General features: G+C 64.0%; 10 protein-coding genes and 3 tRNA genes. 5 read left to right on the top strand and 8 right to left on the bottom strand.

What is annotated here, in order from left to right; all coding sequences use genetic code 11:
* Positions 1-26: 26 nt before the first annotated feature.
* On the bottom strand, positions 27-734 hold the full coding sequence (locus tag NMG10_RS23690; RefSeq protein WP_254465234.1) for an energy-coupling factor ABC transporter permease: 708 nt from the start codon (positions 732-734) through the stop codon (positions 27-29).
* An 86-nt stretch (positions 735-820) separates the two neighbouring features.
* On the opposite strand from NMG10_RS23690, the gene NMG10_RS23685 reads away from it, so the two are divergent.
* The 4 genes from NMG10_RS23685 (at position 821) to NMG10_RS23670 (ending at position 3,623) form a co-directional block, all read left to right on the top strand.
* Positions 821-1,252 (top strand): hypothetical protein, encoded by a 432-nt coding sequence (locus NMG10_RS23685; RefSeq protein ID WP_254465233.1) that lies wholly within the window; start codon positions 821-823, stop codon positions 1,250-1,252.
* Between the two features lie 55 nt (positions 1,253-1,307).
* Positions 1,308-1,937, top strand: coding sequence for a DUF1780 domain-containing protein (locus NMG10_RS23680; protein WP_110739751.1), 630 nt, complete (start codon positions 1,308-1,310; stop codon positions 1,935-1,937).
* 132 nt (positions 1,938-2,069) lie between these two features.
* Positions 2,070-2,243 carry a DUF3094 family protein gene (locus NMG10_RS23675; RefSeq protein WP_050703672.1) on the top strand — a complete coding sequence of 58 codons (174 nt, stop codon included), beginning with the start codon at positions 2,070-2,072 and terminating at the stop codon, positions 2,241-2,243.
* Positions 2,244-2,327: 84 nt separating this feature from the next.
* On the top strand, positions 2,328-3,623 hold the full coding sequence (locus NMG10_RS23670) for an NAD(P)/FAD-dependent oxidoreductase (RefSeq protein ID WP_110739752.1): 1,296 nt from the start codon (positions 2,328-2,330) through the stop codon (positions 3,621-3,623).
* Between the two features lie 124 nt (positions 3,624-3,747).
* Here the strand turns inward: NMG10_RS23670 and NMG10_RS23665 are convergent, their stop codons facing one another.
* From NMG10_RS23665 to rluD, 7 genes are all read right to left on the bottom strand, one after another.
* Positions 3,748-4,284, bottom strand: coding sequence for a dihydrofolate reductase family protein (locus NMG10_RS23665; protein WP_254465232.1), 537 nt, complete (start codon positions 4,282-4,284; stop codon positions 3,748-3,750).
* 101 nt (positions 4,285-4,385) lie between these two features.
* Positions 4,386-4,461: transfer RNA gene (locus NMG10_RS23660), tRNA-Lys, on the bottom strand.
* A 6-nt stretch (positions 4,462-4,467) separates the two neighbouring features.
* A tRNA-Pro gene (locus NMG10_RS23655) sits at positions 4,468-4,544 on the bottom strand.
* Positions 4,545-4,548: 4 nt separating this feature from the next.
* A tRNA-Asn gene (locus NMG10_RS23650) sits at positions 4,549-4,624 on the bottom strand.
* A gap of 471 nt (positions 4,625-5,095) precedes the next feature.
* Positions 5,096-7,660, bottom strand: a complete 2,565-nt coding sequence (gene clpB, locus NMG10_RS23645; protein ID WP_186735358.1) for an ATP-dependent chaperone ClpB — start codon at positions 7,658-7,660, stop codon at positions 5,096-5,098.
* Positions 7,661-7,922: 262 nt separating this feature from the next.
* The gene (gene pgeF / locus NMG10_RS23640) at positions 7,923-8,663 is read right to left on the bottom strand and encodes a peptidoglycan editing factor PgeF (protein ID WP_254465231.1); all 741 of its coding nucleotides are present in this window, start codon (positions 8,661-8,663) and stop codon (positions 7,923-7,925) included.
* Positions 8,660-9,622, bottom strand: a complete 963-nt coding sequence (gene rluD, locus NMG10_RS23635) for a 23S rRNA pseudouridine(1911/1915/1917) synthase RluD (RefSeq protein WP_203648040.1) — start codon at positions 9,620-9,622, stop codon at positions 8,660-8,662. The genes pgeF and rluD overlap by 4 nt, the downstream gene beginning before the upstream one ends.
* 149 nt (positions 9,623-9,771) lie before the next feature.
* On the opposite strand from rluD, the gene NMG10_RS23630 reads away from it, so the two are divergent.
* Entirely contained in the window at positions 9,772-10,791 is a 1,020-nt protein-coding gene (locus tag NMG10_RS23630; protein WP_050703667.1) for an outer membrane protein assembly factor BamD, read from the top strand.
* The last annotated feature ends 92 nt before the right edge of the window (positions 10,792-10,883 follow it).

The raw sequence follows: 10,883 nt of genomic DNA, 5'->3' as shown, positions 1-10,883 counted from the left end.
GGGCTGCACAGCAGCCCCAGAAAACATCACCGTTCTTCATCCTTCCACGGCGCCTGCAAATAACGAGTGCGGTTGAACGTCTCCAGCCACTCGGGGCAGAACACCACCAGGGCACTGATCACGGTGCCATTGATAAACGCCTCGGGGAACATCATCAGCCACAGGTAGCCAACAAAGTCGCTCAGCCACTCGGGCATGGCGAAACGCTCGTCCATCCACAACACCCCCAGCCCAGCCGCCAGGCACACCAGCACGGTCAGTGCGGCGGGGAAGAACCCGCAACAGAAGATATACACGAACAGGTTACGCGGCTGGGCACGCTCGACCAGGATCGCGCACACCTCGGTGACCAGCACCGGCAAGCCAACGATCAACAGGCCGTTGACGCCGATGGCGGCGAGGTCCTGGCGGCCGAGCAGCAACAGGCCAAGCTGGGCGAGGAAACCACCGAGCACCGCCAGCGGCCAGTCCAGCAACAGAGTGACGGCAGTCATGCCGATGAAGTGGTACGACACCCCGGTATCGAAATCGCGCCGCACCAGCCACAGCACGAACAAGCAGAACACCGTGCCAAACAGCAGGTGCTGGCGACGGGTGTCAGCGAACAACTCCACCCAGCGCGTGCGGCTGGCAGCCCAGACCAGCAGGGGCACGTAACCGAGCCAGCCAAGGGTGAGGCTGGTGCTGGACAAGACCTGTGCGCTGATCACCTGAACAATATCCCTGTCGGCCATGTGGACAAGCCTGAGTCTACACCCATTCTCCCTTTCGTCCGGTTGCTATAGGCTGACACCTCCTTTCGCTGCAGGACGCATCTCCGATGACCGAAGGCATCAACCTGCCCTTGCTGCTGGGCGCGCTGTTCAGCGCTATCGCGGGGGTGCTGCACCTGATGGTCATCGCCGTGGGCCCGCGCTGGTACCGTCTGTTCGGCGCAGGCGAGCGCATGGCCCGGGCCGCCGAGCAAGGGCGCGCCTACCCTGCCCTGGTCACCCTGGTGATCGCATCGGTACTGCTGGTCTGGGCCGCCTACGCGCTGTCGGCGGCCGGCGTGATCGCGCCCTTGCCATTGCTGATGCCGATCATCTGCCTGATCACCCTGGTGTACCTGGCCCGTGGCCTGCTGGGCCCGCTGTTGCTGGCCGGTACCGGGCGCAGCCGGCGTTTCATCGCGGTCAGTTCGGCCATTTGTGTGGGCGGCGGGCTGCTGCACCTGTTCGGAGTTGTCCAGCAATGGCTGGTGCAGGGCTGATTCCCACGCACAAACAGCATCTTACCGTCATCAATTAGCGACTAAGCTTGTCCCCATGGATGACTCAGACTACCTGCGCCTGCTTACCATCCAGGCCGAACAAGCCAATGCGTTCCTGTCCAATGCCCGCAAATGGGAACGCGAGCGTTGGGTCTGCCAGCGCCTGCTGCAAGGGCTGAACATTCCCTACCGCAGCGAGGACTTCACCCCGGCCGGGCAGGAGCCGCCGGACGTACTGTTCCGCGACGCGGCGTTCGAGGTGTTCTTCGTGCTCGACGAGGGCCGGCGGCTCAACGATGAATGGCGCGAGGAGCTGCAACGGCGGCGCAGCGCGTTTTCCCTGGCCCAGCTGGTGCGCCGCGAGCAGCGGCCCCGGCGGATCAGCGCCCAGGAACTGCTGGCGCGCCTGGCGCCCACCTTGCGCAAGAAATCGCACAACTACCGCGAACGCGGGCTGGACCTGGGCGAGCTGGACATCATCGCCTTCTCCAGCCTCAAGCGCGAAGTGCTCGACCTCAACAGCCATTTCCCGCCGCCCACCGAATACCTGCGCCAGGGCTGGCGCTCGCTGTCGCTGGTGGGGCCGACCTTCGCCCGGGTGCTGTTCGCCCACCCGGACGCGCCGGATTTCCTGCGCGGCAACCTGGGGCGCAGCATCGTGTTCGACGTAGGTATCAGTCTTTGATCCAGTGCCGGGTGTGTTTGCGATCACGTACACTCGGCGCCAGGGATAGAAAGCATTATCATTCGACCCATGCGTTTGCGTGAACGCTGTGGCGTACACGCAGTCACAAACGTCTATCTGACGAGGCCCACCATGACCAGCCGCCTGAATCCCGAAGATCAGCGTCGCGTCGATGAGTATCTGAGCGCCCCCCAGCATCAAGTCGAGCGCAGGCCCTTCCGGCCGTTGCTGCTCCTGTTGCTGGTGGTGGCCGTGACCATCGGTCTGGGCCTGTTGAGCCGCCTGCTGAGTGGACTGGTGCTATGAGCTGCCTTGCGCTCGCCCGCCCCTCATGCCGGACGCGGCCGGACCTTGTGTCCACGAATTCCGTAAAACTTGTGAGATATCCCCATGACTCATCGCATCGTGATTGTCGGCGGCGGCGCCGGCGGCCTGGAACTGGCGACCCGCCTGGGTAAAAGCCTGGGCAAGCGCAAACAGGCCGAGATCACCCTGGTTGATGCCAACCTGACGCACATCTGGAAGCCCCTGCTGCACGAAGTGGCGGCCGGTTCGCTGAACTCCTCGGAAGACGAACTGAACTACGTGGCCCAGGCCAAGTGGAACCACTTCAACTTCCAGATGGGCCGCATGAGCGGCCTGGACCGTGAAAGCAAACTGATCCAGCTGGCCGCGACCCTCGACGACGAGGGCCGTGAGCTGTTGCCTGCGCGCACCATCGGCTACGACAGCCTGGTGATCGCCGTGGGCAGCAACACCAACGACTTCGGCACCCTGGGCGCGGCGCAGCACTGCCTGTTCCTCGACAGCCGCAAGCAGGCCGAGCGCTTCCACCAGCAGCTGCTCAACCATTACCTGCGTGCCCACGCGGGCGATGTGGCCAGCGAGAAGATCAGCGTGGCCATCGTCGGTGCCGGCGCCACCGGCGTGGAGCTGGCGGCCGAGCTGCACAACGCTGCCCACGAGCTGGCGGCCTATGGCCTGGACAAGATCCAGCCGAAGGACATGCACATCACCCTTATCGAGGCCGGCCCACGGGTACTGCCGGCGCTGCCGGAGCGCATCAGCGTACCGGTGCACAAGACCCTGGAAAAGCTCGGGGTGACGGTGATGACCAACGCCGCGGTCAGCGAAGTGACCGAGGATGGCCTGAAGACGGCGGCCGGCGAAGTGATCCAGGCCAGCCTGAAGGTGTGGGCGGCAGGCATTCGCGCGCCGGGCTTCCTCAAGGACATCGATGGCCTGGAAACCAACCGCATCAACCAGCTGGTGGTGCGCCCGACCCTGCAGACCACCCGCGACGACAATATCTTCGCCTTCGGCGACTGCGCCGCCTGCCCGCAGCCGGGCAGCGACCGCAACGTGCCGCCACGGGCCCAGGCCGCGCACCAGCAGGCTTCGCTGCTGGCCAAGAGCCTGAAGGCGCGCCTGGAGAACAAGGCGCTGCCGACCTACGAGTACAAGGACTACGGTTCGCTGGTGTCGCTGTCGCGGTTCTCGGCGGTGGGCAACCTGATGGGTAACCTTATGGGCAGCGTGAAGCTGGAGGGCTGGCTGGCGCGGATGTTCTATGTGTCGCTGTACCGGATGCACCAGATGGCGTTGTATGGGTTCTTCCGCACGGCGATGATGATGCTGGGTAGCAAGATTGGGCGTGGGACTGAGCCGCGCCTCAAACTGCACTGAGGCTTTGAGATTTTGGGGCTGCTGCGCAGCCCTTTCGCGGCACAAGGCCGCTCCTACAGACGATCGCGTCCCCCTGTAGGAGCGGCCTTGTGCCGCGAATGGGCCGCAAAGCGGCCCCAGCGATTCACCTGACCACGCGATACGTGCTCTGCACAAACCCACTCTCGTAACTGGTCGTCCTCATGTGCTGCAACAGCACATCCTTCGCCAACCCGCCAAACAACGGAATCCCCTGCCCCAGCAGCACGGGAATGCGGGTGATGGTCATCTCGTCCACCAGCCCCTCGCGCAGGAACCCCTGAATCAGCTTGCCGCCATCCAGGTACAGGCTTTTTGCGCCCGTCGCCTGCAGGTGCTCCAGCAACGCCGGGATCGGCCCCGGGTGCAGCTCGACCTGCCCCGACGCACCCTTGGGCAAGGCCTCGAGGGTGCTGCTGACCACCACAACACGCGTATCCGGATACGGCCACTCGCCAAAGGTCATGACCTTGTCAAACGTCCCGCGCCCCATCACCAGCGTGTCGACGCCCGCCATGAACCCGGCGTAGCCATGGTCGTCGGTGGATTGGGTGGCGCCCATCAGCCAATCGAGGCCGCCGTCTTCACGGGCGATGTAGCCATCCAGGCTGGTGGCGATGAAAACACGGGCTTTGAGGGACATGCGTGGCGCTCCTGCGGGCAAAGGCCACAGGGTAGCAAGGGTGGGAATATAAATCGCGGACAAAAGAAAAAGGGCATCTCATTCGAGATGCCCTTTTTACATGGTGGGTCGTGTAGGATTCGAACCTACGACCAATTGGTTAAAAGCCAACTGCTCTACCAACTGAGCTAACGACCCGGAAAATGGTCGGGGTGAGGGGATTCGAACTCCTGACATCCTGCTCCCAAAGCAGGCGCGCTACCGGACTGCGCTACACCCCGAGATTGGCTCCGCGACCTGGACTCGAACCAGGGACCCAATGATTAACAGTCATTTGCTCTACCGACTGAGCTATCGCGGAACTGAACTTCGGTACATCTTTACTGCTTCGAAGTCTGTGTTAGCTTCGAACTCTTTAGCTGCTTCGCTTTCGCGTTGTCGCTGCTGAGGCCGGCTATTCTACATTCTTCGTTTTGCTTGTCAACCACTTTTTTTCGTTCAACTTACTGATTTGTAAGTTGTTTTGCGATCCCCGATGTTGCTGGTGATTCGCTCAGTGCCTGACAGCGGGGCGAATATTAGGGGCACTCTGGATTTTGTGCAAGCATTTTTTTCAAAAATTTCAGCAAGTTATCTGGAAAGCCCGAAAAGGCCCGGTTTTTCTGGGCCTGTACCGGCCTCTTCGCGGGTAAACCCGCTCCCACAGGTACCGCACCACGATCAAAGCTTGTGAGATCCCTGTGGGAGCGGGCTTGCCCGCGAAGAGGCCAGCACAGGCAAACACATAAAAAAGAGCCCCGCATGTGCGGGGCTCTTCCATGGCTGCTAATGATCAGGCGAAGACGATTTCCTCGCCCTGCACCTTCGCGGTGATCGCCGCACCCGGCAGGAACTCGCCAGACAGGATCAGCTGCGCCAGCGGGTTCTCGATCCAGCGCTGGATCGCACGCTTGAGCGGCCGTGCGCCATACACCGGGTCGTAACCCACCGCGATCAGCTTGTCCAACGCCTCCGGGCTCAGGCTCAGGCTCAACTCGCGCTCGGCCAGGCGACCGCGCAGGCGACCAAGCTGGATCTCGGTGATACCAGCGATCTGCTCGCGGCCCAGGGGCTCGAACACCACCACTTCGTCGATCCGGTTGATGAACTCCGGACGGAAGTGCGAACCCACCGCGTCCATCACCGCCGCGCGCTGTGCCTCACGATCACCGGCCAGTTCCTGGATCTGCGCCGAGCCCAGGTTGGAGGTCATCACGATCACCGTGTTGCGGAAGTCCACGGTACGGCCGTGGCTGTCGGTCAGGCGGCCGTCTTCCAGCACCTGCAGCAACACGTTGAACACATCCGGGTGGGCCTTCTCCACCTCGTCGAGCAGCACCACCGAGTACGGCTTGCGGCGCACGGCCTCGGTCAGGTAGCCGCCCTCTTCATAGCCCACGTAGCCTGGTGGAGCGCCGATCAGGCGAGCCACGGAGTGTTTCTCCATGAACTCGGACATGTCGATGCGCACCATGGCCTCTTCGGTGTCGAACAGGAACTCGGCCAGCGCCTTGCACAGCTCGGTCTTGCCCACGCCGGTAGGCCCGAGGAACAGGAACGAGCCGCTGGGGCGGTTCGGGTCGGACAGCCCGGCGCGGGAACGGCGCACGGCGTTGGCCACGGCGGTCACCGCCTCGTCCTGGCCGATCACCCGCTCATGCAGCAGGCTTTCCATCTTCAGCAGCTTCTCGCGCTCACCCTCGAGCATCTTGGCCACCGGGATACCGGTCCACTTGGAGACCACTTCGGCAATCTCTTCCTCGGTGACCTTGTTGCGCAGCAGCTGGTTGTCGGTCTTGCCGTGCTGGTCGACCATCTGCAGGCTGCGCTCCAGGTCCGGGATCACCCCGTACTGCAGCTCGGCCATGCGGCTGAGGTCGCCCTTGCGGCGGGCGGCTTCCAGCTCCTGGCGGGCCTGCTCGATCTTCTGCTGGATCTGCGCCGAGCCCTGTACCTCGGCTTTTTCCGAGGCCCAGATCTCTTCGAGGTCGGCGTACTCGCGCTCCAGGCGGTCGATTTCCTCGGTCAGTTTCTCCAGGCGTTTCTTCGCCGCTTCGTCCTCTTCTTTCTTCAGCGCCTGGGATTCCACCTTCAGCTGGATCAGGCGACGGTCGAGGCGGTCGAGCACTTCCGGCTTGGAGTCGATCTCCATGCGGATACGGCTGGCCGCTTCGTCGATCAGGTCGATGGCCTTGTCCGGCAGCTGGCGGTCGGTGATGTAGCGGTGGCTGAGCTTGGCCGCGGCGATGATCGCGCCGTCGGTGATGGCCACCTTGTGGTGCACTTCATAGCGTTCTTTCAGGCCGCGCAGGATGGCGATGGTGTCTTCCTCGCTCGGCTCCTCGACCAGTACCTTCTGGAAGCGGCGCTCGAGGGCGGCGTCCTTCTCGATGAACTGGCGGTATTCGTTGAGCGTGGTGGCGCCAACGCAATGCAGCTCGCCACGGGCCAGGGCCGGCTTGAGCATGTTGCCGGCGTCCATGGCGCCCTCGCCCTTGCCGGCGCCGACCATGGTGTGCAGTTCGTCGATGAACAGGATGATCTGACCTTCCTGCTTGCTCAGTTCGTTGAGCAGGCCTTTGAGGCGCTCCTCGAACTCGCCGCGGTACTTGGCGCCAGCAATCAGCGCGCCCATGTCCAGGGCCAGCAGGCGCTTGCCTTTCAGGCCGTCGGGCACCTCGCCGTTGATGATGCGCTGGGCCAGGCCCTCGGCGATGGCGGTCTTGCCCACGCCGGGTTCGCCGATCAGCACCGGGTTGTTCTTGGTACGGCGTTGCAGCACCTGGATGGTGCGGCGGATCTCGTCGTCACGGCCGATCACCGGGTCCAGCTTGCCTTCTTCGGCGCGCTTGGTGAGGTCGACGGTGTACTTGTCCAGGGCCTGGCGCGATTCCTCGGCGTTGGCATCGTTCACCGCCGCGCCGCCGCGCAGGTTGTTGATGGCGTTTTCCAGGGCCTTCTTGCTCACGCCCTGGCCGAGCAGCAGCTTGCCGACCTTGCTGTTCTCGTCCATGGCAGCGAGCAGCACCAGCTCGCTGGAGATGAACTGGTCGCCCTTCTGCTGGGCCAGGCGGTCGGCCTGGTTGAGCAGGCGCGCCAGGTCCTGGGACATGTTCACATCGCCCGTGGGGTTCTGGATTTTCGGCAGCTGGTCGAGCTCCTTGGTCAACGCCTTGCGCAGGCTGTTGATGTCGAAGCCGACCTGCATCAGCAGCGGCTTGATCGAGCCGCCCTGCTGGTCGATCAGCGCCTGCAGCAGGTGCAGGGGCTCGATGGCCGGGTGGTCCATGCCCACGGCCAGGGATTGGGAGTCGGATAACGCGAGTTGCAGCTTGCTGGTCAGTCGGTCTATTCGCATGGGGGATACCTTCCTTTAAAGGGCAGGCGGAGCGATGGACAGCACCTGTAATGAAGAACCTGCCTGAGATGACCAATAGATAAGGGTGATTCTGGAAGATTCAAGCGTAGCGGGGTTGACAGAGGTCAGCACCAGTGACGTGAGACAACGTGGGAGCGGGCTTGCCCCGCGATGGCGTCAGCAGTTGAGATTGAGGTGGCAGGGCCTGCGCTATCGCGGGGCAAGCCCGCTCCCACGCGATGTCCGCGTGGGCCGGGTAAGGTCAGCGCGGCTGCAGCCAGACCAACGAAGCGAAGCGCCCACCCTGCGGGGTGCGGCGATAGGAGAAGAAGCGTGGATCGCTGACCGTGCAGAACCCGCCACCATAAACGGCGGTAACGCCACACGCCGCCAGGCGGATCCGCGCCAGCTGGTAGATATCGGCCATCAGCTTGCCAGGACGCTCGCCGTCAACAAAGGCTGCGGCGGCCTCGGGATGCACGGCGGTAAAGGCATCGCGCACTTCCATGCCCACCTCGAACGCCTGCGGCCCGATGGCCGGGCCCAGCCACACCATGACCTCTTCAGGCGCCAGCGCCAGGCGGTCGAGGGTGGCCTCCAGCACGCCACCGGCCAGCCCGCGCCAGCCGGCATGGGCAGCTGCCACACGGGTACCGGCACGGTCGCAGAACAACGCAGGCAGGCAATCGGCAGTCATCACGGTGCAGGCGATGCCCGGCTGGTCTGTCCAGCTGGCATCGGCTTCGGCCACCACGGCGGGATTGGCGTCGGCCACCACCAGCCCATGCACCTGCTTGAGCCAGGCGGGCTGGATGGCGAATTCGTCGCTCAGGCGACGACGGTTCTCGGCGACCGCCTGTGGGTCATCACCCACATGGTCGCCAAGATTGAAGGATTCATAGGGCGGCAGGCTGACGCCGCCCTCGCGGGTGGTGACGCAGGCGCGAACCGAGGCCGGGGCCGGCCAGTCGGGGAGGATCAGCGACTGCGCCAGGCCACTCATCCGATGAAGCTCTCGCGGTCCTGGTCGAGCAGCGACAGCAGCCACTGGAAGTCGTCCGGCAACTCCGACTTCCATTCCATGCGCTCACCCGTGGTCGGGTGGTCCAGCGCCAGGAAACGCGCGTGCAGGGCCTGACGCGGGAAGTGCTTGACCGCCTCGACCATGGCCACGCTGGCGGCCGGCGGGATGCGGAAGCGTGCACCGTAGGTCTGGTCGCCGACCAGCGGATAGCCGACATGCGCCATGTGCACACGGATCTGGTGGGTGCGCCCGGTTTCCAGCTTGACCCGCACATGGGTGTGCGAACGGAAGCGCTTGAGCACGCGGTAGTGGCTGACGGCCGGCTTGCCGCCCTCGGTCACCGCCATGCGCTGGCGCTCGCCGCCGTGACGGCCGATCGGCGCGTCGATCTTGCCGCCGGCGATCACCACGCCGACCACGATGCACTCGTAGATGCGGCTGACCGAACGTTTTTGCAGCTGGTCGACCAGGTTGGTCTGCGCCTGCAGGGTCTTGGCCACCACCATCAGACCGGTGGTGTCCTTGTCCAGGCGGTGCACGATGCCGGCACGCGGCACATTGACGATGTCCGGGACATGGTGCAGCAGGGCGTTGAGCAAGGTGCCATCGGGGTGACCGGCCGCCGGGTGGACCACCAGCCCGGCGGGCTTGTTGATCACCAGGATCTGGTCGTCCTCGTAGACGATGTCCAGCTCGATGTCCTGAGCCACCCATTCGCCCTGGGCCTCCTGCTCGGCTTCGAGGGCCAGGATGGAGCCGGTGTGGACGGTGTCGCGCGGTCGCAGCACCGCGCCATCGACGGTCAGGCGGCCATCCTTGATCCACGAGGACAGGCGCGAACGCGAGTACTCGCCGAACAATTGGGCGGCGACCTGGTCGAGGCGTTGGCCGCCCAGTTCGGACGGGACCTCTGCGCTAAGTTGAATGATCTCGGACATGCTCGAATCGACGGGCGTTCAGCCTTTGGTTTCGGCTGCGCGCTTGTGGTTAAATACGGCTTCTTTTGCCCCGGGGTTTGGCCGGGGGCGCTCATCATAACAGGACGGCACCGCCCAAGACAGCGGCCGTCAAAGGGACGCAAGCCGCCATGCAAGTGAAACACCTGCTGCTGATCGCCATCCTCGGGCTCACCGCTGCCTGTTCCTCGAACAAGGAAGTCATTGACGAGAACCTCAGCGAGGCCGAGCTGTACCAGCAGGCGCAGGCCGACCTGGACAACTCCAGCTACACCAGCGCCGTGAACAAGCTCAAGGCCCTGGAATCGCGCTACCCGTTCGGCCGCTACGCCGACCAGGCCCAGCTCGAGCTGATCTACGCCAACTATAAAAACTCCGAGCCCGAGGCCGCCAAGTCCGCCGCCGAGCGCTTCATCCGCCTGCACCCGCAGCACCCGAACGTCGACTACGCCTACTACCTCAAGGGCCTGACCTCGTTCGACCAGGACCGTGGCCTGCTGGCGCGCTTCCTACCGCTGGACATGACCAAGCGTGACCCGGGCGCCGCCCGCGACTCGTACAACGAGTTCGCCCAGCTGACCAGCCGCTTCCCCAACAGCCGCTACGCCCCGGACGCCAAGCAGCGCATGATCTACCTGCGCAACCTGCTGGCCTCCTACGAGATCCACGTGGCCAACTACTACCTGAGCCGCGAGGCCTATGTGGCCGCCGCCAACCGTGGCCGCTACGTGGTCGAGAACTTCCAGGAAACCCCGTCGGTGGGCGATGGCCTGGCGGTGATGGTCGAGTCGTACCAGCGCATGCACCTGGACGAACTGGCGGCCACCAGCCTCGAGACCCTCAAGCTCAACTACCCGAACCACCCGAGCCTGGTCGATGGCCAGTTCGTCGCCAAAGTGGATGAAAACGGCAACCGCTCGTGGCTGTCCAAGGCCACCCTGGGCCTGATCGACACCCAGGCGCCGCTGCCACCGGGTGAGACCCGCGCCAACCAGGACGTGGTCAAGCAGTTCCAGGATGCCCGCTCCGAGATTCCGCAAGAACTGCTGCCCAAGGACGAGAACGGCGACCCGATCCTGCCGGAAGGTCCGAAGGAAGCCGAGAAGGACCGCTCGTGGTTCAGCTACATGACCTTCGGTCTGTTCGACTGATACCACGCACGCAAAGAAAGGGAGGCCCGAGGCCTCCCTTTTTTCATGCCTGCGTCCTAGACTGTCGGCTTCTTTTCTCGACAAGCTGGACA

The organism is Pseudomonas sp. DVZ6, assembly GCF_024259445.1.
GTDB lineage: Bacteria > Pseudomonadota > Gammaproteobacteria > Pseudomonadales > Pseudomonadaceae > Aquipseudomonas > Aquipseudomonas peradeniyensis.
The sequence above is the reverse complement of the archived record's forward strand: the minus strand, read 5'-3'. Positions and strand labels throughout refer to the sequence as shown.

Excerpts from the sequence above, each read along its gene's own strand:
- NMG10_RS23690 (WP_254465234.1), bottom strand. The coding sequence starts at position 734 with ATGGCCGACAGGGATATTGTTCAGGTGATCAGCGCACAGGTCTTGTCC.
- NMG10_RS23685 (WP_254465233.1), top strand. The coding sequence starts at position 821 with ATGACCGAAGGCATCAACCTGCCCTTGCTGCTGGGCGCGCTGTTCAGC.
- NMG10_RS23680 (WP_110739751.1), top strand. The coding sequence starts at position 1,308 with ATGGATGACTCAGACTACCTGCGCCTGCTTACCATCCAGGCCGAACAA.
- NMG10_RS23675 (WP_050703672.1), top strand. The coding sequence starts at position 2,070 with ATGACCAGCCGCCTGAATCCCGAAGATCAGCGTCGCGTCGATGAGTAT.
- NMG10_RS23670 (WP_110739752.1), top strand. The coding sequence starts at position 2,328 with ATGACTCATCGCATCGTGATTGTCGGCGGCGGCGCCGGCGGCCTGGAA.
- NMG10_RS23665 (WP_254465232.1), bottom strand. The coding sequence starts at position 4,284 with ATGTCCCTCAAAGCCCGTGTTTTCATCGCCACCAGCCTGGATGGCTAC.
- clpB (WP_186735358.1), bottom strand. The coding sequence starts at position 7,660 with ATGCGAATAGACCGACTGACCAGCAAGCTGCAACTCGCGTTATCCGAC.
- pgeF (WP_254465231.1), bottom strand. The coding sequence starts at position 8,663 with ATGAGTGGCCTGGCGCAGTCGCTGATCCTCCCCGACTGGCCGGCCCCG.
- rluD (WP_203648040.1), bottom strand. The coding sequence starts at position 9,622 with ATGTCCGAGATCATTCAACTTAGCGCAGAGGTCCCGTCCGAACTGGGC.
- NMG10_RS23630 (WP_050703667.1), top strand. The coding sequence starts at position 9,772 with ATGCAAGTGAAACACCTGCTGCTGATCGCCATCCTCGGGCTCACCGCT.